22 protein-coding genes and 1 riboswitch are annotated in these 21,618 nt (G+C 46.3%); of the genes, 4 read left to right on the top strand and 18 right to left on the bottom strand.

Annotation, left to right across the window (positions count from 1 at the left end; all coding sequences use genetic code 11):
* Positions 1-9 precede the first annotated feature (9 nt).
* Positions 10-1,065, top strand: a complete 1,056-nt coding sequence (locus OC443_RS09670; protein WP_073581904.1) for a DUF3080 family protein — start codon at positions 10-12, stop codon at positions 1,063-1,065.
* A gap of 9 nt (positions 1,066-1,074) precedes the next feature.
* Here OC443_RS09670 and OC443_RS09665 read toward each other — a convergent pair whose 3' ends face one another.
* The 11 genes from OC443_RS09665 to OC443_RS09615 form a co-directional block, all read right to left on the bottom strand.
* Positions 1,075-1,923 (bottom strand): DNA ligase, encoded by an 849-nt coding sequence (locus OC443_RS09665; RefSeq protein ID WP_073581902.1) that lies wholly within the window; start codon positions 1,921-1,923, stop codon positions 1,075-1,077.
* Between the two features lie 197 nt (positions 1,924-2,120).
* Positions 2,121-3,332 (bottom strand): tetratricopeptide repeat protein, encoded by a 1,212-nt coding sequence (locus OC443_RS09660; protein WP_073581900.1) that lies wholly within the window; start codon positions 3,330-3,332, stop codon positions 2,121-2,123.
* Complete coding sequence (locus OC443_RS09655; protein ID WP_073581898.1) at positions 3,329-3,964, bottom strand: energy transducer TonB; 636 nt, start codon at positions 3,962-3,964, stop codon at positions 3,329-3,331. Before OC443_RS09655 ends, OC443_RS09660 begins: the two co-directional genes overlap by 4 nt.
* Positions 3,964-4,368 (bottom strand): ExbD/TolR family protein, encoded by a 405-nt coding sequence (locus OC443_RS09650; RefSeq protein ID WP_073581896.1) that lies wholly within the window; start codon positions 4,366-4,368, stop codon positions 3,964-3,966. Before OC443_RS09650 ends, OC443_RS09655 begins: the two co-directional genes overlap by 1 nt.
* Positions 4,365-4,904, bottom strand: coding sequence for a MotA/TolQ/ExbB proton channel family protein (locus OC443_RS09645; protein WP_073581894.1), 540 nt, complete (start codon positions 4,902-4,904; stop codon positions 4,365-4,367). Before OC443_RS09645 ends, OC443_RS09650 begins: the two co-directional genes overlap by 4 nt.
* A 1-nt stretch (position 4,905) precedes the next feature.
* The gene (locus OC443_RS09640; protein WP_073581892.1) at positions 4,906-6,285 is read right to left on the bottom strand and encodes a MotA/TolQ/ExbB proton channel family protein; all 1,380 of its coding nucleotides are present in this window, start codon (positions 6,283-6,285) and stop codon (positions 4,906-4,908) included.
* Between the two features lies 1 nt (position 6,286).
* Positions 6,287-7,075: a DUF3450 domain-containing protein gene (locus OC443_RS09635; protein WP_073581966.1), complete on the bottom strand. Its 789-nt coding sequence runs from the start codon at positions 7,073-7,075 to the stop codon at positions 6,287-6,289.
* A 68-nt stretch (positions 7,076-7,143) separates the two neighbouring features.
* Positions 7,144-8,097 (bottom strand): lactate/malate family dehydrogenase, encoded by a 954-nt coding sequence (locus OC443_RS09630; RefSeq protein ID WP_073581890.1) that lies wholly within the window; start codon positions 8,095-8,097, stop codon positions 7,144-7,146.
* Positions 8,098-8,376: 279 nt separating this feature from the next.
* Positions 8,377-8,835 carry an IS200/IS605 family transposase gene (gene tnpA / locus OC443_RS09625; RefSeq protein WP_262021637.1) on the bottom strand — a complete coding sequence of 153 codons (459 nt, stop codon included), beginning with the start codon at positions 8,833-8,835 and terminating at the stop codon, positions 8,377-8,379.
* A 236-nt stretch (positions 8,836-9,071) separates the two neighbouring features.
* On the bottom strand, positions 9,072-9,806 hold the full coding sequence (locus OC443_RS09620; protein WP_073586392.1) for a hypothetical protein: 735 nt from the start codon (positions 9,804-9,806) through the stop codon (positions 9,072-9,074).
* 15 nt (positions 9,807-9,821) lie between these two features.
* Positions 9,822-9,977 (bottom strand): hypothetical protein, encoded by a 156-nt coding sequence (locus OC443_RS09615; RefSeq protein ID WP_200796991.1) that lies wholly within the window; start codon positions 9,975-9,977, stop codon positions 9,822-9,824.
* Between the two features lie 308 nt (positions 9,978-10,285).
* A riboswitch (glycine riboswitch) is annotated at positions 10,286-10,386 on the top strand.
* A gap of 113 nt (positions 10,387-10,499) precedes the next feature.
* On the opposite strand from OC443_RS09615, the gene OC443_RS09610 reads away from it, so the two are divergent.
* Complete coding sequence (locus OC443_RS09610; RefSeq protein WP_073586391.1) at positions 10,500-11,885, top strand: alanine/glycine:cation symporter family protein; 1,386 nt, start codon at positions 10,500-10,502, stop codon at positions 11,883-11,885.
* Positions 11,886-11,958: 73 nt separating this feature from the next.
* Here OC443_RS09610 and OC443_RS09605 read toward each other — a convergent pair whose 3' ends face one another.
* Together OC443_RS09605 and OC443_RS09600 are read right to left on the bottom strand one after the other, a co-directional pair.
* Entirely contained in the window at positions 11,959-12,888 is a 930-nt protein-coding gene (locus tag OC443_RS09605; protein ID WP_073586390.1) for a zinc dependent phospholipase C family protein, read from the bottom strand.
* Positions 12,889-12,989: 101 nt separating this feature from the next.
* Entirely contained in the window at positions 12,990-13,838 is an 849-nt protein-coding gene (locus OC443_RS09600) for a DUF4123 domain-containing protein (RefSeq protein WP_073586389.1), read from the bottom strand.
* 439 nt (positions 13,839-14,277) lie between these two features.
* Here OC443_RS09600 and OC443_RS09595 point away from each other — a divergent pair, with 439 nt between their 5' ends.
* Positions 14,278-15,756, top strand: coding sequence for a carboxypeptidase M32 (locus tag OC443_RS09595; protein ID WP_073586388.1), 1,479 nt, complete (start codon positions 14,278-14,280; stop codon positions 15,754-15,756).
* Positions 15,757-16,105: 349 nt separating this feature from the next.
* Here the strand turns inward: OC443_RS09595 and OC443_RS09590 are convergent, their stop codons facing one another.
* From OC443_RS09590 to OC443_RS09570, 5 genes are all read right to left on the bottom strand, one after another.
* Positions 16,106-17,278 carry a glycoside hydrolase family 26 protein gene (locus OC443_RS09590; protein WP_073586387.1) on the bottom strand — a complete coding sequence of 391 codons (1,173 nt, stop codon included), beginning with the start codon at positions 17,276-17,278 and terminating at the stop codon, positions 16,106-16,108.
* A gap of 219 nt (positions 17,279-17,497) precedes the next feature.
* The gene (gene arsC / locus OC443_RS09585) at positions 17,498-17,917 is read right to left on the bottom strand and encodes an arsenate reductase (glutaredoxin) (protein WP_073586386.1); all 420 of its coding nucleotides are present in this window, start codon (positions 17,915-17,917) and stop codon (positions 17,498-17,500) included.
* Between the two features lie 19 nt (positions 17,918-17,936).
* The gene (gene arsB / locus OC443_RS09580) at positions 17,937-18,962 is read right to left on the bottom strand and encodes an ACR3 family arsenite efflux transporter (RefSeq protein WP_073586385.1); all 1,026 of its coding nucleotides are present in this window, start codon (positions 18,960-18,962) and stop codon (positions 17,937-17,939) included.
* A gap of 3 nt (positions 18,963-18,965) precedes the next feature.
* Positions 18,966-19,697 carry an arsenical resistance protein ArsH gene (gene arsH, locus OC443_RS09575; protein WP_442478208.1) on the bottom strand — a complete coding sequence of 244 codons (732 nt, stop codon included), beginning with the start codon at positions 19,695-19,697 and terminating at the stop codon, positions 18,966-18,968.
* Between the two features lie 39 nt (positions 19,698-19,736).
* A complete protein-coding gene (locus OC443_RS09570; protein ID WP_073586384.1) occupies positions 19,737-20,081 on the bottom strand; it encodes a metalloregulator ArsR/SmtB family transcription factor in 345 nt (114 codons plus the stop codon).
* Between the two features lie 192 nt (positions 20,082-20,273).
* Between OC443_RS09570 and OC443_RS09565 the strand changes: the two genes are divergently transcribed.
* Positions 20,274-21,617 carry an aspartate aminotransferase family protein gene (locus OC443_RS09565; protein WP_073586383.1) on the top strand — a complete coding sequence of 448 codons (1,344 nt, stop codon included), beginning with the start codon at positions 20,274-20,276 and terminating at the stop codon, positions 21,615-21,617.
* Position 21,618: the final 1 nt, after the last annotated feature.

Raw genomic sequence — 21,618 nt, 5'->3', positions numbered from 1 at the left:
GGAGGGAAAATGAGATCTGGCAGGTTTTTACTTTTACTTTGGTTACTTATCCCGGGAATTCTGACAGGATGCTGGAATTCCCCGCCAGAATCAGAACAGATGTTCAGGACTTATACCCAACGTATCAGTCATGTCTTCGATTTGCCTGAGCCACCACCACCGGATATTCAGCCGGTTATTTTACCTGAAAGACGACAGTTTCTGACTCAATTTCCACCCATTAATATTGGTTTACTTGAAAGCTATCAACTTCGTGACTGCGGGTTGTTCCGGCTGATTTCTGAAAGAAACTCCATTCTGGGCAAGGTCCAGGATCAGTTTCACCGCCTCGAATATGAACTCAAACTGCTTCACCAAATCAGTATTTGCCTGAAAGAGTCATCTTTACCGGAGCCGCTCAAACAAAAGCTGAAACAGATCCGGCAGCAAAAACAAGCCAGACTTCCTTATTACTGGCTCAGCTTACTGTATACAAGCAATGCAATGCGTGGCCAGCTGGGTGAAGCTGGCTGGTATCAGCCAGAGGTATCAGTGCCTGGCGTCAAACCCGCACTGACCGTGCTTAAGCGCGTTTATGACTATATCAGTGTCAGTGTCAGTGTCAGGGCGGATAATTCTGCCGGACCGGATAAAAATGAAGTTGCTCCACAACCTGGTCAGATGTTATTGACCCGGATTCAGGAACCGCTGGAAAAACAAAGAATTTTAGGACGCCTCCTGTTCACGATGAATAACGTCACCTTACAACTCAATCAGATCACTACTTTTTTAACACAACACTCAAACCGGATACGCTGCGGAAAAAACCGGGATAATAGCAAAGCCCGCTATTTAAAAAATGTATTTCATAAATATTATATTGGAGAAATACAACCTTACCTGGCAGACACAGATGCGGCTTATCTGTCACTTCAGCATCTGTTGGTTTTTTTTCAGCCGGTCATGTCTGAACAGTCTTATATTTATCCCATCCAAACAGCACATAAAGCGTTTCGGGACTCAATCTTAAAACATATCCACTACTGGCAATCATTTTCAGAACGTTGCAACATGTCGCTTCAGTGAGCCCATGATTTAATTCACCCGCTCGCGCAATAAACGGGGAAATCTGGGCTTACCTTTATCTGTCAGCCGGTCATACCGGTAAGTAATCCATGAACCAACCGGCGGCGGCGCTGCCCTTTGCTCATCACTCAATCCACTGCCGATATAGAACCGGATCCCCTGATGATTCCGGACATATAAAGCTCCCACCTGATGCAGGTATTTACCCTGCCCTTTTTTATATCCTAACACCTGCGCTTCATCATCAATATAAGGTTTATACTTGAGCAGATCGTGGCTCCTTCCAGATTGATAGGCAGACTGCCAGTTCTTTAACATGACACCTTCGCCGGATTGTCTGACAACTTGCGCCATAAAAGCCTGTAAGTGCTTTCGGGACAACACCGGATATTGCTCAATCAATCTCAGGTGAGCGTCCGGCTCCCGGCCTGATAACCACTTTTGGATGGTTTCATAACGACTTTGATACCCGCCTTTACCAAAAGGAATATCAAACAGGACAAATGATATTTTCTTCCATGCCTCCGGATTGGGAGTTTGATCTAAAACAGTTTGCTGAACCAGATGAAAATTCCCCCGGCCAGCCCATAGTTCTCCTTCGACCGGAAAAGGCGGTAATAAGGGATAAAACCAGTCCGGAGCATGAATGATTTGTCCGGTCCTTGATTTCAGCACACTGCCATCCCAGATGCCCCTGATACCATCGAGTTTTTCGCTCATCCGGTAAGCCGCGAAAGGGAACGATGTGTTCTCCTGATAGGATTCTGCCAGCATGACCGGCTCTGGCGCCTGAAGCAGTATGGCATAGGCCGGATGGCTCAGTGTCAGTACAGCCAGATATAATATTTTCATCTTCATGATTAAAGCCTTTCTGTTTGTTTTGCGTGTGATATTTCCGGGAATCTTTCCACCCGCAGAAATCGTCTTTACAAACAGAATGAAGATAAAATTGTCTCATGTTGAATGGCAAAGCGGGTGTATACGAATAATTCATCACTCACCCATCAAAACCCAACATGAAAACGACAAATAAATGTGAACCAACTCTCAGAAGATCAGATACTCTGATTTTGCTGATGATAATCATGAAGCTGACTTAAGTATTTAATCCAGCTTTTTGCTTCACCGGAAGGCTGAATCCGATCAGCTTTTTTCGCCTGTATCAGTGCCGGCTCAAGACGATCTAACTTATATAAAACCTGAGCCCTTAATAAAGCAACCCGGGCTGTTCTTTTCTCCTGCGCTCTTTTCTCCTGCGAATAAGCATCAAGTGATTGAAGCGCTTGCTGATACAACCCCTGCTGCATCTGAAGCTGAGCAAGCTGCCAGTAATATTTAGTCTGTGATTTCGCAGCCTGCTGCCACTTCAGCATGGCTTTATCCCACTCTTTCGCCTGTTGCCAGTAGTAAGCAATCCGGACCTGATACTTTGGTGCATGAGAGTCTTGATATAAACGCTCCAGAATTCTTGCTGCCCGCTCCGGAATACCGCACTGGCCATAAAGCTGAGCTAATAATCTCTGATTTGCTGCTGATAAGTGAATCCCCTGTAACTGAGCCAGTTCAAGTGTTGATAATGCAGATTTAAAATGCTTGAGTTTCAATTCCAGACCGGTCAGCTGTAACCACCAGTTTTTTTTCTCTGGTTCCAGCGCCAGTAAACGTTTTACCGTTTTTATCGCTGAAGTATATTGCTTGAGCTGTACCTGAGCGCCAAGCTGAACAGATAAAGGAGATACAGCATCAGGCAGACCAAAAGTATGGTAATGTTTCAACGCTTGCAAAACATTGCGCCAGTTTTCTGACTGATAATGAAGCTGGGCAATGGTCAGCCATAATTCAGACAGCTTTAGTTCTGACGATTTCGTTTCCGGCGGGACGGACTTCACAAGCTCCTGATAATACTGCAAAGCTTGTTTGTAACGTTTTTGAGTGGTTAACAGATCGGCAAGCATTCGTTTCAATGACCACATTTCATGTGGTTTGAATAAGTCATAAGTGACGGCGTCACTCAAATGCCGTATTGCAGGATCCGGTTGATGATTCTGCCAGTAATAGACCCCAAGTAAGCGGGCAACATACGCTTTATCATAAGATTTAGATACTTTCAGCGACCGCAATGTTTGTATCGCTTTTTTCAGCTGATCATGTTCAGCCTGCTTTTGCGCAAGCATGATTTTTCCGGCAGCAAACTGGCTGACTTCCGCAGCCAGCCCGGGCATCAACCAGCAACTCAGTAAAATGCAGATAATCAGTTTTAACTTCATTTTTCTATCTCAAACTTGATGGTTTGCGTCATTCCCTGCTGCCTCACGGTTTTACCATTGACCACTCTTGGCTTAAATTTCCACCGGCTGATTGCTCTGCGGGCTGAGCGATCAAAAATTCGCCCCGGCTGACTATTGATCACCCGGATATTTTTGGCTTTTCCTGACTCATCAATATCAAACTGCAATGTGACTGTCCCTTCAATATTTCGTCTCAGAGCCCGGGCCGGATATTGCGGCTTCACCTGATACAGAGCGATTGCCTGCTGAGAACCGGTATTCCCGATGCCAGAGGATAATGTCAGTCCGCTAATCCGGATACCGTGGATGCTGGTATCAACACCGGAAGCCGGCAGATCCAATGCGGCAGACACCTGAGTGACCGGCTGAGGTGTCTGCAATGTCGCCGAGGGAGCCATCTTTGGCACCTTCGGTAGTTCAGGTTGTTCAGGCACGGCCCGCTGTCTTCTCTGCAATGTTTCCTGTTTTTCAGTCATAAACATATTAAAGCGTAAGGCGGGCTGCTGTTCAGCTGCCCGGTGAACGCCATTGTCGACCATCCACGCCATAAAACTGAACAGAGTTAATGAGACAAACAGAGCCAGCGGGATTGCAGCTATCCAGCGTACCATCAGGATTTCTCCGCAGCTAAAGCAATCCGTTTTATCCCGGCCCCTTTGGCTGCATCCATCACCTGAATCACAGTCCCATTGTAGGCATGGCGATCAGCCTGAATAACTAAAGAGGCATCCGGTTTATCCAGCAACATTTTTTCCAGTGCCGCCCTGACACTGTCAATATCAACAATTTTCTTATCAATATAAATATCATTCGCGGCTGTAATAGCAATAAAAATCCCGGCCTGTTTTTGCGCGACGGCATGAGAAGCCTGAGGACGGTCAACTTCCACACCCGATTCACGGACAAATGAACTGGTCACGATAAAGAAAATTAACATGATAAATACTATGTCCAGCATAGAAGTCAGATCAATCTGCGCTTCATCCTGCTTTTCCGGACGTCTGCCTAGTCTCACACCCGGCTCCTTAAAGATTTTTCCAGTTTCAGTTCTAGTTTCCGGCATTTTTTCAACAACCGGGAATGAATAAACATACCGGCCAGCGCTGCAACCATGCCGGCCATTGTTGGTAGTGTGGCCAGTGAAATCCCTGACGCCATCAGTTTGGGGTTACTGCTTCCCTGAGTCGCCATGACATCAAAGACTGAAATCATCCCCGTCACGGTGCCGAGTAGTCCAAGCATCGGACATATCGCCACAATCACTTTGATCAGACCCAAATGATGATAAAGTCCCTGATGTGCCTCTCCCAGCCAGCCATCACGAATCGCATGCGCATACCAGGATGTATGCTCACGCCTTGCCATCCAGATCGTAGTCCAGTGCTGATACTGTTTCGGAAAATCAATAAAAATATAGATTAAGCGTTCAATCACCAGCATCCAGCTGATACAAACAAAACATCCCAGCCACCATAAAACCGGCCCGCCCTGAGCCATAAAACGGTTGAGCGGTAAAAAGGCATGTTGTATAAATGTTGCCACTGTTTCCATATCAGGCAACCTGTGCCCGGGTTTCAGCCACGATGTCTTTTTCTGCCTGCGTTGCAACAATCGCAATGCCTTGTTTCTCAAGGATCATGCGAATACTTTCAGCCTGAGATGACAAAATATTATGTGCCAACAGCATTGGCATTGCTGAAATCAGCCCGAGAACGGTCGTGACCAGCGCCATGGAAATCCCGCCGGCCATTACTTTCGGGTCACCATTGCCAAACTGGGTAATCACCTGAAATGTTTCGATCATCCCGGTCACAGTACCAAGTAATCCCAGCATCGGTGCCAGTGCCGCCAAAAGTTTTAACATGGACAGTCCTTTTTCCAGGTGGACCTGTTCATCCATGACCGCCTCAAGTAAACGCAATTCCAACGCTTCGACATTGCGGTGTTTTTCCTGATCATATACACCTAAAATACGTCCCAGCGGGTTATTACCCGGGGTTTCAGGATGCCGGAGCTGAGCTTTTATTTTCTGGCGGATAACCAGCAAAATCGTGCCGCGGACGAGCGCAATCAGCAACCCGATCGCCAGAATTGTCAAGATAATATAGCCAACAACGCCACCGGATTTCACCCGGTCCATCAGATCCGGCACATTCGCCAGCTGAGCCAGTAAAGCACCTTTCGACGGGTCAATCCGCACAACTTGTGTCTGCCCGGAAAGTAAGCCGGAAATCTGCCCGAGTACCGGGCCATCTTCAGGTTGTTTCAGGTATGACATTACGACCTGTTTATGTGGTTCCCATGCAACATATCCCTGCGATGTCACCAAGCCAAACGCACCGAGCCTGACAGCTTCAACCTGATGCTTTTCACCGGAATGATCAATGAAAGGAACCCTGATCCGGGATATTTCTTCCGAAGCTCTGATTTGCTCAGCGAAACTTTGCCACAAACCATGTAACTGCGGTAATGAAGGCAGGGTTTTCGCCGCGACAATCGCTTCCACTGCCGGAGAGTACTGGTGCCGGTCTGCCTGAGTAATTGACCGGTTTATATAAGACTGAAGGTTTTTCGCATTTTGTCTGACAACGCCAAAAACCTCACCAAGTGAACCGGTCTCCAGCCTTAATTTCTCTTCGAGATGTGAAAGTTGTGACTCATTGTCACTAAATTGTGCGGACAAAGAATCGATCTGTTGCTGTAATTTTATCTTTTCATTTGCCAGCGTATTTCTTGTCGCCTTCAGTGATTTCTCTGTCTGTTTAAAGCCCGCTTCCCGCTGATCGTTATGCCGGCTTTCCTGCTTCTGTTGCTGAACCGCTTTATTCACCAGCTGATCGGTTGCGTAGCTATAGGAAACCAGGCCTGCCAAAGAAACCTGGCTCAGGATAAACAAAGCAATGGAGCGATATAAATGACGATAACTCAACATATTACAACGCCTCCGGAGTCACTAATGAAACAGGAACAGTTAACAAACCCGGGGCTGTCTGATGATTTGCCAGACTATATGCCTGATTGATATCTGTTAAATAAGACAGATCGCCTTCAATCCACTGGCCAGACTGAATATCCCATGACCAGAATCGTTGATGATCAGGGCTTCGCGCAAGGAGTGCCAGACGCCCGAGATACAAAATGTCAGCTGCCACTGACGCTTGACCGGATAAAGATATTTCATCCTGATAAGTCGCAATTTTATTGCCGTAATCGAGCTCTATCTGATAAGCATCCAGAATTCTCCGGTACTTCTCTGCTTCACTGATGTCGGCTCTGGTCATCAGTTTTTTCAGTTCAGAAACCCGTTGATGGCGCTGACTTATCCGCAGCGGTTTATCCCCGGCAATCGTCTCACTCAGCCCATCAATCATCTGATACATCAGGGGCACAATTCCCTGACGGGTTTGCTTGATTCCGGAGATTTGGCTGTTGAGGTTGCGGGCTTCTTCATTCTGGTTTTGAACCAGTGCATCCAGGTGATCACGGTAAACGGTCAGGTTCCGGATCTCTTCATTCAGCTGTTCAATCTCAGTTTTTAATGAGATTGAAGCCGAGGCACTTTTATCGATCACCTGCTGACTTTTTGCTGAAGCCCGGTTCGTTTGTGTCTGAACTGACTTTGCCTTGTCAAACTGACTGGCGGCTGACACAGAAACAGCTGTCACCGCAGCCAGACATACCACACTATATTTAAGACTCACACTATATTTACGACGATTCATATTTGCTGGGGGCCGGAACAAAATTTCAATCATCTTAATGAGAAAAGGTCTCATTATCAATAGGTATCTTAATGCAATAGCCCACTTTTGAGTTTGACATCAAGTACCTGCTGCTTCATTGACTCAGCAATCAGTTGTAATGTTTCCAGCTCATCACCGGTAAATGGATGAATTAAAATTGACTCTGCGCCATTCTTACCGACAATCGTCGGCAGACTGAGCGCTACATCCGATAAATCATATTCTCCACGAAGTAATGTGCCGACGGGTAAGATAGAACGCTCATTAATCGTGATCGCCTGAATAATTCTGAAAACACTGGCAGCAATCCCATGGGTTGTATTTTGCTTACGGTTGAAAATCTCGAACCCGGCCTGTTTCACACACTGAAGTAAATCATCGGCATCAATTTTAGGTAACCGGTTGATATCACAGTAATAATCAGCAGGCTGCCCGGCAATGCTAATCAGGCTTTTTGGTGTAAAGCAGTGACTGCCGTGTTCGCCCAACACGTAACCAAAGATGTTTTTAGGATCAAGATTGACCCGGTTAGCGATAATCGTCATCAGACGGGCCGTATCAATCACACACCCCGTGCTGATCACCTTTGACGGATCATAGCCTGTATTGGCAACAATGAAATGTGTGACAATGTCACAGGGATTGGTCACAACAATCAGAATTGCATCCGGCGCAACCTTTTCCACATGCTTGGCAATTTCTACCCCGATCTGGCTGTTTTCTTCTGCCAAATCAAGACGGTTCTGCCCTGTTTTAATCTGTGCGCCGGCAGTAATCACCACAATTGAAGAATCAGCTAATGCCTGATAACTGTCAGCGGGAATAATGCAGGTATTTTTTGAAAAAGTGAGTGCCGCTGTATGTTGAAAATCGTAAACTTCGGCCTCAGCTTTGGTTAAATTCCGATCAAACAGAACCAGTTCACTGGCACTACCGAGCGTTAAAATATAATTACAGACGCCGACACCAACAGCACCTGCTCCAATGACACTAATTTTCATAGGCTAAATCCGGGATAATTTTTTGCAGTTAATTATTAATATAGATGACAGCAATAAATATACCGAAAGGATTTTATAGCACTTTATGAGAAACAGCTGCGATATTCTCAGGTTTGATGAGCCAAAGTACAGCACATTGCACCAAAATCATGCACAAAAAGCTCCGTTTAAAAAAAGAATCCTCCGGCATAGCCGGAGGTTTTTCATATGCGCCTATAAGGCTCTCCTACCAGCAGCGCCCTAGCAGGCGCATAGTGATCTGACATTTGCATATTACTATTACTTACGGCCCGTAAACGGGCTACCTGAATATGGGATCGACAGCTGCTCTCCCAATTTATCCTGTTCTAACTGGTGTTGGATGTAATTTTGGATCTTGCCGGTATTTTTACCTACCGTATCCACATAATAACCTCGACACCAAAATTCACGATTACGATATTTGAACTTCAAATCTCCAAATTGCTCATATAACATCAAGCTACTTTTTCCTTTTAGATACCCCATAAATCCTGAAACGCTCATCTTTGGTGGTATTTCCAAAAGCATGTGGACATGATCTACACAGCATTCTGCCTCAACAATGTTCACATTTTTCCATTCACATAATTTTCGCAGTATTTCACCAACTGCTCTGCGTTTTTCACCATAGAACACCTGCCTTCTATATTTCGGGGCGAATACTATGTGATATTTACAATTCCATCGAGTGTGCGCTAAGCTTTTTTCGTCCCCCATTGGGACCCCCTTTCAATTTTTGTTTAACTCTTGTAGTTGCCAGACCACAAGATATTTCTAACAAATTGAAAGGGGTTTTATAACTGACTTATAGCTGTAAGCTTTACGGAACCCCCAGCCTAGCTGGGGGTTTTCTATCCACAAAAAAAGCGGGCCCAATCATCCGGGCTCGCTTCATTCAAGATATGATTGATATTATGAATATTTCAGAGAAAGATTTATCCGGAAAACGTCATTTAATCCACACCCAACTCATCAGCAATCGACTGTATCTGCTTCAGGTCCATTTTATGTACCCGGATTAGCTGTCTGACTTTGCCCAGCCGCTCATTGGTAGCATCCTGCTGATTACATGAATCAGAGCGGGCATCCCATGATGAACCTTCAAGATAATCGTTACACTCTTTTTTCAGTGCTTTCTCTTTTTTAACCAGCGCTTCCTGCTCTTTTTGCAGGGCTTCCAGAGACTGTTTGATCTTAAACTCGCGCTGGAACAACTCCCGTGAACGTTCAAACAAGGAAGCCTGCAAACCAGTCTGCCGGTTGAGCTTGTCGTTACGCTCTGTCACCTGATTGATCTGTTTTGTCTGTGTTTTCAACTGAGTTTCCAGGGCTTCTTTTTCCTGCTTCAGCGCCGTAATCTGTGCCTGAACCAGGTCTGATTTCTCAGCATAACCGGCTTTCTCTTCTTCCAGCTTTTTCGCAAACTCTTCTTTTAGTTGACTGAACTTCTCTTTTTCTTCCTGTTTAGCCGCTGCCCGTTCTTCCTGCATTTTTGTTTCCAGCTTTTGATAACGGGCCTCAAGCTCCTGATAAGCAGGTTTCCATTGCTGAGAAGAAACAGAGCCACCGATTAAGCCACCAACCGCAATCCCTAAAACAGCCGCCAGACCGATATAAAGATATGATTTCTTATCTTTTTGCTCGATAACAACAACATCTTCATCTAAATCATCAGGTTGATTATCCACAAATACTCCACTTCATTAATGCATTAATTCCATCACAACGACTGTAACCAGATAAATAGCAAAAGCCCCGACAATGGTTATCACCGCAACTTTTTGTCTCTCTTCACTGGTTTTGTATCTCAAAATGTATACAAGCGCGAGTAACACAACAATTACTATCAGCTTAACCATACATTGCCGCCTTATTTTTTGTTTTTATACCATGATTCTTTTATTTAAGGTCAGAGAATCTCTGATAAAACATGAATTCTTCTGTTTTTATCCATTACAGCCGATTTTGTTGATGACATCACATTTTTTTTGGATTAGTATTTTCCGCAATCGTCAATTTAAGACGATTGTTCCGGTGAAAGCTACAGGAGAGAGGTTGTTAACCTGGTTTTAACAAACAAGGCAACACAAACCCGCCGAAGAAGTAAATCTTTCAGGTGTATCACTCTGGGATCTGTTGATCTTAGCAGTATACGAGGACTGTAGCCGGAGGAACCTCTGGAGAGAACCGTTGAATCGGTCGCCGAAGGAGCAAGTCCCATGATGATCATGGGGTGAAACTCTCAGGCAAAAGGACAGAGGAGAGAAGGCCCCAAAACGATGATCAGATATCTGACCGGATGATGCGTCCCGCTCATATCCGCCCTTGTAATTTTCGACCTTCCCTCTTCTCCTTAGGTTTATATTTTTTAAGGGGAGAACATGACAAACCTGCAACACTTTTTAAATCAAATTGATCATTTTATCTGGGGACCACCCTTGCTGATTCTTCTGGTTGGCACCGGTATCTATTTTACACTCAGCCTCGGACTACTTCAGTTTCGTCAATTACCCACTGCACTGAAAATGGTGTTTGGCCGCTCATCACAAAGCGGTAATCAGGGGGATGTGTCAAGCTTCGCAGCTTTGTGTACTGCACTTTCAGCCACCATCGGCACCGGGAATATTGTCGGTGTGGCAACCGCCATCAAGTTAGGTGGTCCCGGCGCGCTGTTCTGGATGTGGTTTGCTGCCGTTTTCGGGATGGCAACGAAATACGCTGAGTGCCTGCTCGCGATCAAATACCGCAGGAAAGATGACAAAGGCCAGATGGTCGGCGGGCCGATGTATTTTCTGAAATATGGTGTGGGTTCCGGATTTCTGGCGACCGCGTTCGCTGTATTTGCTATCGGTGTCGCTTTCTTCGGTATCGGTACTTTCCCTCAGGTGAATGCGATTGTTGACGCGTCACAGATTTCATTTGGCATTTCACGCGAAGTCACAGCAGCCATCCTCACGACGCTGGTTGCCGTGGTAACGATTGGTGGCATCCGCTGGATTTCCAATGTGGCAAGCAAAATTGTCCCGGTGATGGCAGTGTTTTATATTACGGCCTGTCTGTTCATCCTTTTCAATCAGTCAGAACATTTGATCCCGGCGATTCAGCTGGTGATTCAGTCTGCTTTCAGCAGCAGTGCAGCAACCGGTGGCTTTGCCGGAGCTACCATTATGCTGGCGATTCAGTCCGGCGTTGCCCGCGGGGTATTCTCAAATGAATCAGGGCTGGGAAGTGCACCGATGGCCGCCGCCGCCGCTAAAACAGACTCTTGCGTCAGACAGGGCCTGATTTCGATGACCGGCACCTTCTTTGATACGATTCTGATTTGTACCATGACGGGGCTGGCATTAATTCTGACCGGTGCATGGCAGAGTGATTTCTCCGGTGCGGCCATGACAACGCATGCCTTTACCGTGGGCCTGAACTCTGAAACGGTTGGGCCGTTGCTAGTCTCAATTGGTCTGATCTTCTTTGCGTTCACCACGATTCTTGGCTGGAACTATTATGGTGAGCGATGTGTTGTTTTCTTATTCGGAACCAAAGGCATTCTGCCCTATAAAGTCGTCTTCATCGGCCTGATTGCTTCTGGTGCATTTTTACATCTGGATCTCATCTGGATTATTGCCGATATAGTCAACGGCCTGATGGCCATTCCGAATCTGATCGGACTCATCCTGCTCAGACGTGTGGTGATCGAAGAAACAAAAATGTATTTCAACTCAGATCGATTCGGCAGCACAAAGACTGCATCCGTCAGTCACTCTTCCTGAATCAGGAACCACCTGCACACCGCAGGTGGTTTTTTTTTGCTTTCAGTCTGTTCAGGGAGAAGAAACGGACAAATCAGGCAACATTTTCACTTTGTTTTTGCCACACAGTCAGTTCACCCTCTTCACTGTATCCGGTATCAAGATTCCAGTTTTTTAACCAGTTGACCCTGCCATCATGAAAGACCGCTTCAGACAGTAACGCCTGATATTCAAGAATATGGCTGACCGCAAAATCAAACACCTGATCATAGTGCTGATAACCAAACGGCGTTGGCAGCCGGTCAATATAATCAGATTCAATCTTATCCGTTTCCGGATAGACCAGACCTAAAAATGCTGCCACATGACGGGAAAAAGGAAACAACCGGTACTGATCTTCAACCAGCCCGATCACCCGGACAAATCCACGAAACCAGCCATTGATATCAGGCGCGGCTTCTGACTCTCCGAAAACATCAAGCAAAGATGCATACCATAAATGTTGAATCGATTGATCAAGCTGCTGCGGTGAAGAGACATCCGCACAGTGAAGTAAGTGACGGGACATACGCTCAATACTGCCGATATGCCCCATACCCATCCTCTGCCAGATAAAGGCGTCCTGATGCATTTCACACTGACGGTGCTGAATCTTATTTTGAGCATAGTGCCCGACTTTCAGTTCAATGACCGGATGAATGGTGATATCGGTAATCACATGGGCCAGAAAACCACTTAACCAGGCAAATGCCCTGTCCTGAGGTTCTCCGCTCATTTGCCGGACCCGTTCAATCATCCTGAGCAACAAAACGCCAACCTGCTGGTAATGCATCCGGTTTGCCCATTCAGCCTGATGACTGTCCGTAATCTTCAGATAAGGAAAATCAGGAGACACAGCACCCAGCTCGGTATAGCGTTGGTAAACCGTCAGAATCCGCCGGATGCGGCTTGGAAAAGTCGTTTTCAGGTTTTGATCACAAAAAGCCTGATTGACGGCAACAATATGGGCAAAAGCTCCGGGCATTGGTTTTTCAGACTGATTCTCAGGTCAATGAAAATAAAATTACCCGAAGTATGTTACATAAAGAAGAATGTTACCTGAAAGTATCTTCATCAATCTGATATTCAGCTATGATTTATTTCCGGCTCAGCGTACTGAAGTGCCAGCTTTTCTGCCCGCTGAATTCGTTGAGCAGGACTGTCCTTCGAAGTAAAGTGAACCAGATGGTAAATATCCGGATATATTTCAGAAGTGACGGATTGTTCGCCCAACAGACCAATAATGTTGAAATAACGTAATTGATCCCACGCGGTCGTAAATCCTTTCTGATGCGCGATACGCGCATGCGCATCGATCCACAGATCAAAAAATTCCTGTTTCAGCATATCGGGAAAATGTCTGCAAACATGACGGTGGATTTTTTCCAGTAAGTTTCGCCACGCAATCTCATCAAACAGCATCCACTGCTCTTTATCCAGATTCAATGGTGCTTCAGCACTTTTATTCCCGGTATCTTCAGGATGAGTCAGCACTTTCCAGCCCATCCGGGTTGGCAACCATGCGGTTTCCATCGGCTCCCAGAAGAGCTGACATTTTGTTTTCAAAAGTGCCCAGGCAACTTCTGAATGCGCCATTTTCAGATAAGTTTGCGTATTATAAGGAGAATTAACCTGAATCAACTGGTGAAAGTGTTGCACCAGCTCTTCGGCACCCCATAAAGAGCTGAAAAAGAAGCCGGCTGTTGGTTGGTTTTGCGCAATAAACCACTGCTTTATATCCGGTGTAGCCTGAAAAAGATATGGAGAAATCCGGTTTAATTCTTCACACACCAGATAGCAATACACCGGTACAGGAGAGATATGAGAAGGTAACTGACTTAAATCAGTTAATTGCGCGCCATCAATCAGCAGATAAAGGGTTTCTGTGTTTTTTGCTTTAATTTCCGGAATCACCGGATCAAACTGATACATCATAATGAGCTTACTCCATTAATTCAGATGGCCAGTCATAGACACATTCATCCACTGGGACATAATATTCGTATTGTAGTTACCGAAGACGACGAAGAGCCCTCCTCTGGACATTCTTACTGAAAATCCTAAGCCTGAAAAAACTGACATGTGAATAACCTTTGTATTCGAACTCAAAAAAAACGAATCGCATTTTATGCAATTTATTTTATTTCACTTAGTTTCTTTTTGAAAAAATTTGAAGTAAAGCATTTAATTGCAACTCACTTAACATAATTCATGTTGATTTTGTTTACATTTCAGCCAAATTAATCCCAATTCCGAAAAACCGGTGTCGAACTAAAACTGTGCGGACAGCTTTGACAGAGACTTTAGGATGACAGACAAAAGATTCTGTGATAATCATCAGATCTGATATTCCTGACAAAGAGAATTTACTGTCATGTCATTAAAAAAAATAACCCAGCATTACCAGCAAATCTCACACTTCTCCCACGCACAAGCCATGCTCGGCTGGGATGCCGCGTCGAATATGCCATCCGGTGGCAATCAGGCCCGTTCTGAGGCATTGGCTGAACTGGCCCGCCACATTCATCAGCTTTCCACGGCACCGCAACTGGAAGAGTGGTTCACTGAAGCCGGAAATGAAAACCTGACAGCCACAGAACAGGCGATTCTCAGAGAATGCAGACGTCAGTGGCAACTCGCCACAGTCATCCCTGAAGATTTAGTCCGGGCTAAATCACTGGCAGGTTCAGCCTGTGAACATGCATGGCGGACGCAGCGACAGGAGAATGACTGGCCGGGATTTGAAAACAACTGGAAAACCGTGGTTGAGCTGTCCCGTGAGGAAGCTCAAATCCGGGCTGAAGCGAACCAGTGTTCCCCTTATGATGCGATGCTGCAACTTTATGAACCCGGAACCAGCACCGCTTCTCTTGATACCTTGTTTGGTGATACGAAACAATGGCTGCCAGACCTGATTAATCAGGTGATTGAACAGCAGCAAGCGGACTCAGTTTTAATCCCTGCCGGCCCTTTCCCTGCATCTCAGCAGAAATCATTGGGTATGGAAGTGATGAAACGGCTGCAGTTTAATTTCGATCATGGCCGGTTAGATGAGAGTGTTCACCCGTTCTGTGGTGGCGTACCGACGGATGTCAGGATTACAACCCGTTATGATGAATCTGACTTTACCCAGGCACTGATGGGAATTATTCATGAAACGGGTCATGCCCGCTATGAACAGGGACTACCGGAACAATTAGCAGGTGTTCCCGCAGGCGAAGCGCGTTCAATGGGGATTCATGAATCACAGTCTCTGTTCTTTGAAATGCAGTTAGGACGTCATCCGGCGTTTATTCAATCCATCTCGTCACTCGCCGCTGAGATGCTTGAATCCCAGGGTAATCCGGCTTTCACAGAAGACAACCTGCAGAAACTCTATACCCGCGTTAACAAAGGCTTTATCCGGGTGGATGCCGATGAGCTCACCTACCCGGCCCATGTGATCCTGCGTTATGAAATTGAACGGGATCTCATGAACGGAGTGATTAAACATACCGATGTGCCGGACCTGTGGGATCAAAAAATGCAGAGCTATCTGGGTCTGACAACCCGGGATAACTATAAAAATGGCTGTATGCAGGATATCCACTGGACTGATGGCAGCTTCGGCTACTTTCCGAGTTATACATTAGGCGCAATGTACGCGGCTCAGTTTATGGCGGCGATGAAGAAGACGATTGATGTTGACACTGCGATACGAAGTGGTGACCTCTCCCCTGTTTTTAACTGGTTGTCTGATAACATATGGAGCAAAGGCAGCTTGTTAACTACCGACGAGTTGGTAAAGCAAGCGACAGGTGAAACACTTAATGCCCAGCACTTCCAGGACCACTTGCGAAATCGCTACCTGTAAAAAAACAATCCTCCGGCATAGCCGGAGGTTTTTCATATCGTAGTTTGGAAGGTTTGGGGAGTTATCTTGTAAGGGGAACTGCCATTAAGAAAAAGTGTGCTATTTGAAGAGAGATCCCATGATTCCAAAGCATACGGGTTCATACCTATTCACGCCAGACACCAACTATAAAATACATCCAGCACGGCATAATACCGGCTACCGGCCCTCTTGCAGCAGAAATCCTCCGAAGCGGCGATCTGACAACGATTTGAGTCTCCCATTCCTGATAATCAGACCCGGATAACCAAAGTCCGTTGATTCAGGAACAGGAATTTCGGGCCTTCTGCCGGTTTATCCAGGCGTGACATCAGCGATGATAAAGATCAGGAATCGTATCCATCAGGACGATATTAGGATTTTGGTAAAAATACCTGAAATCATCCGCGTTTTTCTGGTGAGGATAAGTGCCGAAGAAATGGCCTTTTTGTCCATCGGATTCATTGTTATTGCGCCAGACCAATGCATAAGAAATCCGGGAGGTTTTACGGTTGGCAAAAATACCGGCAGAGAAACGCTGAGTCCAGAAATGCGCTTCAGTCACCCCTTCCTGCCCGCCTTCTGACAATGCTGATACTTTGTCTTTCTTTGCCGCCAGATCGGTCAGCTTTTCTAATCCCTGAACAAACAACGCCTGCTGTTTCTCAGCCGGCAGCTGATTCGCCGGATGTCCCAGATCCCAATAATTATCATAGCCGAGGATATCGACATATTTATCGCCGGCATAACCGTACAGATAAGAAGCTTCGAAATGATTCATATCCAGCCGGGAACGATCCGGGGAAAACTCATAAATCAGATTGTTCTGGCCTTTGCTGTTCAGGTAATCAACGGTGAACTTCCATAATGCAATATAGTCCTGCTCTGAGGTGTGGCCTTTTCCCCACCAGAACCAGTCACCGTTATGTTCATGCCACGGACGGAAAATGACCGGTATCCAAATCTTCTTACCGCTCTGATTGACTTTCAGTCCCTGATTAAAATGAATAAAGCTATCCAGAAAAGTGATCAGTCTGTCATGATGCTTTCCGCCGGGTATCAGATCATGTACATAGGATTTTTTAATCCATGCATCATGCAAATCAACCGGGCTGTACATGTGCCATGAAATCGTATTAACACCGCCCAACAGGAAGTTTTGCTGAATATAATAGCGATAATCAGAAAATTTAACGCCATCAAGATTTTTCTCATGGCCGGTACCAATCCCCCCCAGATCAGCACCAAAAACTGCCGGAAAAGCGCCACTGACCAGTTTAATATCAGAATTCAGCGCTGCTTTACGGCCTTTTCCCCACCATTGGGTGCCATAGGCCAGAGAATCTTCGTGGCCAAACATCACCTTGCGGCCGAGTTTAGAAAGATTGTAATAGAGGTTTTTCGTTTCTGCGGTTGCATTGCGGTTAATCAGGCTGGCCGCCAGTGCTGAACAAGACAGGGAGCAAAGCAATACCGAACTGAGGATGGTTAGTTTCTTTTTCATTAGTCACTCATTTTGATTCACAGAATTGAATTAAATATACCCAAACGGCCTGAGACTGCTAACCCTTTGGTAATACACAATAAAGTGTAGACAAAATATGCAATAACAATCACAAAAAAGACCACCAACATCATCTGTTAGTGGTCTTTTGACTCTGTGACTTCTGAACAGTCATCAGAAAGGAGCTCATCTGAAAAAATCAGGGAAAGAGCAATTGCATTAAATCAGACGGTTACCGTTCTCATCGATAATCACTTCTCCGTCTTCTTTCACTAACGGTCCGGGTGGCCACTTTTCCAACAGATCCAGCACCGCTTCACTCGGACGACACAATTTCACCCCTTTTTCTGTACAGACAATCGGCCGGTTAACCAGCACAGGGTGAACCAGCATTGCTTCCAGAATCGCTTCATCAGAAACACTCTCATCAAGCAATCCCAGCTCCTTTGCCGGAGATTTTGACGTTCTTAATGCCGTCCGTGGTGTTAATCCGGCCGCTGCAAATAACGCCAGCAACTGAGGCCTGCTCCAGCCCTCATTCAGATATTCGATGACTTCCGGGTTATATCCTGCATCACGGATAATCTGAAGCACATTCCGCGATGTGCCGCACTCAGGATTATGGTGTATGACAACCATTCCTTGTTCTCCTTTAAAGTTAAACGCTTGCCTGGAACCAGTGCCGTGTCCGGTTCGCAAACCACACGAGTGATAACATCACTGGTACTTCGACTAATACACCGACAACCGTCGCTAATGCAGCGCCGGAGTGAAGTCCGAACAGTGAAATAGCAACAGCGACAGCCAGTTCAAAAAAGTTTGAGGTGCCAATCATACAAGCCGGCGCTGCCACGTTATGCGGCAGTTTCATCCGTTTTGCCAGCCCGTAAGCCACAATAAAAATCGTGTAGGTCTGAATCAGCAAAGGTATTGCAATCAGGACAATGGCTTCCGGGTTACTCAGAATGGTTTCTGCCTGAAAACCAAACAGCAATACCACGGTTGCCAGCAAGCCAATCACAGACCAGGGTTTCATCACAGAAAGAAAGTGATTCAAACGTGAGTGGTCATTGGCCTTATCAAGTTTCTTACGCAACAGCATGCCAAAAAACAGCGGGATCACCACGTACAGGACGACAGACAACAACAAAGTGTCCCACGGCACGGTAATATCCGTCACACCCAGCAGGAATCCTGCAATTGGCGCAAAGGCAAAAATCATAATGATGTCATTAATTGAAACCTGAACCAGGGTATAATTCGCATCCCCTTTTGTCAGCTGACTCCAGACAAACACCATCGCGGTACAGGGTGCAACACCGAGTAAAATCATCCCGGCGATATATTCTGTCGCCGTTTCCGGTGCAACCCAGTCAGCAAAAATGCCCTTAAAAAACAGCCAGCCAAGCAGTGCCATTGTAAACGGTTTGATCAGCCAGTTGATCACCAGCGTCAACACCAGCCCTTTGGGCTTTTTACCGACATCTTTAATCGAGGTGAAATCCACCTGCACCATCATCGGAAAAATCATCAGCCAGATCAGCACAGCAATCACAATATTGACGTGGGCATACTCCAGCCCGGCAATGGTGGCAAAAATATCCGGTGCCATGCTCCCGGTCACAATGCCACCGATGATCGCCAGAGCAACCCAGACGGTTAAATAACGTTCAAAAAGTCCCATTCTTTATCTCTCCCCAGAGGCTGTCTGATTCACACGGGCTATGAGTTGTTCAGCGGTTTCTACCCGTTCAGAATAACGTTCCACCAGATACTGGCTGTTATCCCGTGTCATCAGCGTAAATTTCATCAACTCTTCCAGCACATCTACAATCCGGTTGTAGTAACCGGAAGGCTTCATCCTGTCGTTGTCATCAAATTCAAGAAATGCTTTGGCAACAGAAGACTGATTCGGAATCGTGATCATCCGCATCCAGCGCCCTAAAACACGTAGCTGATTCACCACGTTAAATGACTGGGAACCGCCACAAACCTGCATCACTGCCAGTGTCTTTCCCTGCGTCGGCCGAACGGCGCCCATTGACAAAGGTATCCAGTCAATCTGAGCTTTCATAATACCGGTCATTGCCCCGTGGCGTTCCGGAGAGCACCAGACCTGCCCTTCCGACCACAAAACCAGTTCACGCAATTCCTGTACTTTAGGATGTGTGTCATCGTCGTCATCAGGCAACGGCAATCCCGATGGATTAAAAATTTTCACTTCGGCCCCCATCCGGATCAGCAGCCTGGCTGATTCTTCAATCACCAGACGGCTGAAAGAACGCTGGCGCAAAGAACCATAAAGTAAAAGAATTCGCGGCTTATGCTGAGACAATGAGGACGCAAAGTGCCGTGTATCCGGCTCCCGGAACTGCGCCTCATCCAGATTCGGTAACGAAAGATCATTAAGATTCATCATGCAACTCCCTTTGAAGCTGTTTGGTTATCATTTTCAGGATCATGAGACGCATGCACTGTTGCAGGCACAGGAAAGCCGTTCCAGGCAGTCGCTCAGATAGTCGTTATTGTGCTTCTCTGACACATCCAGAACTTCCACTGCCCAATCCGGAAGAGAAGGGTTAAGACGATAGTAGACCCATTTCCCCCGTCTTTCATCTGTCACCAGCTCACATTTACGCAATTCAGCCAAATGCCGGGATACCTTGGGCTGGCTCAATTGCAGTGCTGCCTGCAAGTCACAAACGCAAAGTTCTTGATTCCTGCTGATTAACAGCAGTGTTTTCAACCGCGTGTCTTCAGCGAGACATTTGAAAAAGACCAGTGGTGTCATGATTCGCCTCATATTCACTATTCCATATATATGAAATATCGTATATGTGATATTTCTTCAGGTCAACAATAAAAATAAAACAATTGTAATGTTGTATTTATGTGCTTTTGTGTATTTTATTGCGTTTTGTTGAAATTCGTGTCTTAATACAGACATACTCAAGTAACCGCTCAGGCAACCAAAAAATTCAATCAGGGAGAGATCATGGCGACCCGTTCAACGATTATGGATACAAACAGCTTCAGAGCTGAACATGCGGCGCAACTGGATGAGCAAACCCGTCAGCTGACGGATAAACGTTCTGAGGTTCTGGGCGAATCATATCGCCTGTTTTACCGTAAGCCGGTCCATCTGGTCAAAGGACAAGGCCAGTATTTATGGGATGCGAACGGTGATCAGTATCTGGACGTTTACAATAACGTTGCCAGCATTGGTCACTGTCATCCGGCAGTGATTGCAGCCGTTCACGAACAAATGCAGCAACTCAATACCCACACCCGCTATTTGCATGAAAAAATTCTGAATTACTCTGAAGAGATTCTGGCAACCACACCGGACGCCATCGATCGTGCCATGTATATGTGTACCGGCTCAGAAGCCAATGATCTGGCCATGCGGATTGCGCATTCCTGGTCCGGCGGCACCGGTATTATCGTGACACAAGAGTCCTACCACGGCACCAGTTCCCTGACTTCCGGCGCTTCACCTGCGTTAGGCAGCGGACAATCGCTGGCAGATACGACATTCCTGATCCCTGCCCCGGATCAATACCGTCTTGCCGGTGAAGATCTGAGCTTGTGGTTTGCCGGGCAAATGAAGCTGAAAATTGATGAAATGGAAGCCAAAGGAATTAAATTTGCCGGCTTTATGGCCGATTCAATTTTTTCTTCAGATGGCGTTCTGCCCGGAAAGGCAGGTTTTCTCAAGCCTGCCATTGATGTGGTACATCAGCATGGCGGAATTTTTATCGCAGATGAAGTGCAGCCCGGATTCGCCCGAACCGGTGAAGCATTCTGGGGGTTTGCCCGCCATAATATTGAACCGGATGTCATCACTGTGGGCAAACCAATGGGGAACGGTATTCCGGTATCCGGCCTGTTTGCGAAAAGTGATGTCCTGGCTTCTTTCAGTGATCATATCCCTTATTTCAATACGTTCGGCGGTAATCCGGTTTCCATGGCTGCGGCGCAGGCGGTTCTGAAAGTGATTCATGAAGAAAATCTTCAGGAACATAGCTTAACTGTCGGTCGTCAGTTACTGGATGAACTGAAAACACTGATGGATAAACACGAATGTGTCGGTGACGTCCGTGGCTCCGGACTATTTATCGGTTTTGAACTGGTCAGTGATCGCGACAATAAAACAGCCGATAAACAGCTGGCGCTGGATGTGACAGAACGACTGCGCGAAAAACGGGTCCTGACATCCGTTGCGGGGCCGTACGGAAATGTACTGAAACTTCGCCCGCCACTGGCATTTCAGACCAAAGATATTGACTGGCTGGTGACAGCGCTGGATGAATCTCTCACCGAGTTACAGCGTAACTAAC

This window comes from Vibrio quintilis (assembly GCF_024529975.1).
GTDB lineage: Bacteria > Pseudomonadota > Gammaproteobacteria > Enterobacterales > Vibrionaceae > Vibrio > Vibrio quintilis.
The sequence above is the reverse complement of the archived record's forward strand: the minus strand, read 5'-3'. Positions and strand labels throughout refer to the sequence as shown.

Excerpts from the sequence above, each read along its gene's own strand:
- OC443_RS09670 (WP_073581904.1), top strand. The coding sequence starts at position 10 with ATGAGATCTGGCAGGTTTTTACTTTTACTTTGGTTACTTATCCCGGGA.
- OC443_RS09665 (WP_073581902.1), bottom strand. The coding sequence starts at position 1,923 with ATGAAGATGAAAATATTATATCTGGCTGTACTGACACTGAGCCATCCG.
- OC443_RS09660 (WP_073581900.1), bottom strand. The coding sequence starts at position 3,332 with ATGAAGTTAAAACTGATTATCTGCATTTTACTGAGTTGCTGGTTGATG.
- OC443_RS09655 (WP_073581898.1), bottom strand. The coding sequence starts at position 3,964 with ATGGTACGCTGGATAGCTGCAATCCCGCTGGCTCTGTTTGTCTCATTA.
- OC443_RS09645 (WP_073581894.1), bottom strand. The coding sequence starts at position 4,904 with ATGGAAACAGTGGCAACATTTATACAACATGCCTTTTTACCGCTCAAC.
- OC443_RS09640 (WP_073581892.1), bottom strand. The coding sequence starts at position 6,285 with ATGTTGAGTTATCGTCATTTATATCGCTCCATTGCTTTGTTTATCCTG.
- OC443_RS09635 (WP_073581966.1), bottom strand. The coding sequence starts at position 7,075 with ATGAATCGTCGTAAATATAGTGTGAGTCTTAAATATAGTGTGGTATGT.
- OC443_RS09630 (WP_073581890.1), bottom strand. The coding sequence starts at position 8,097 with ATGAAAATTAGTGTCATTGGAGCAGGTGCTGTTGGTGTCGGCGTCTGT.
- tnpA (WP_262021637.1), bottom strand. The coding sequence starts at position 8,835 with ATGGGGGACGAAAAAAGCTTAGCGCACACTCGATGGAATTGTAAATAT.
- OC443_RS09615 (WP_200796991.1), bottom strand. The coding sequence starts at position 9,977 with ATGGTTAAGCTGATAGTAATTGTTGTGTTACTCGCGCTTGTATACATT.
- OC443_RS09610 (WP_073586391.1), top strand. The coding sequence starts at position 10,500 with ATGACAAACCTGCAACACTTTTTAAATCAAATTGATCATTTTATCTGG.
- OC443_RS09605 (WP_073586390.1), bottom strand. The coding sequence starts at position 12,888 with ATGCCCGGAGCTTTTGCCCATATTGTTGCCGTCAATCAGGCTTTTTGT.
- OC443_RS09600 (WP_073586389.1), bottom strand. The coding sequence starts at position 13,838 with ATGATGTATCAGTTTGATCCGGTGATTCCGGAAATTAAAGCAAAAAAC.
- OC443_RS09595 (WP_073586388.1), top strand. The coding sequence starts at position 14,278 with ATGTCATTAAAAAAAATAACCCAGCATTACCAGCAAATCTCACACTTC.
- OC443_RS09590 (WP_073586387.1), bottom strand. The coding sequence starts at position 17,278 with ATGAAAAAGAAACTAACCATCCTCAGTTCGGTATTGCTTTGCTCCCTG.
- arsC (WP_073586386.1), bottom strand. The coding sequence starts at position 17,917 with ATGGTTGTCATACACCATAATCCTGAGTGCGGCACATCGCGGAATGTG.
- arsB (WP_073586385.1), bottom strand. The coding sequence starts at position 18,962 with ATGGGACTTTTTGAACGTTATTTAACCGTCTGGGTTGCTCTGGCGATC.
- arsH (WP_442478208.1), bottom strand. The coding sequence starts at position 19,697 with ATGATGAATCTTAATGATCTTTCGTTACCGAATCTGGATGAGGCGCAG.
- OC443_RS09570 (WP_073586384.1), bottom strand. The coding sequence starts at position 20,081 with ATGAGGCGAATCATGACACCACTGGTCTTTTTCAAATGTCTCGCTGAA.
- OC443_RS09565 (WP_073586383.1), top strand. The coding sequence starts at position 20,274 with ATGGCGACCCGTTCAACGATTATGGATACAAACAGCTTCAGAGCTGAA.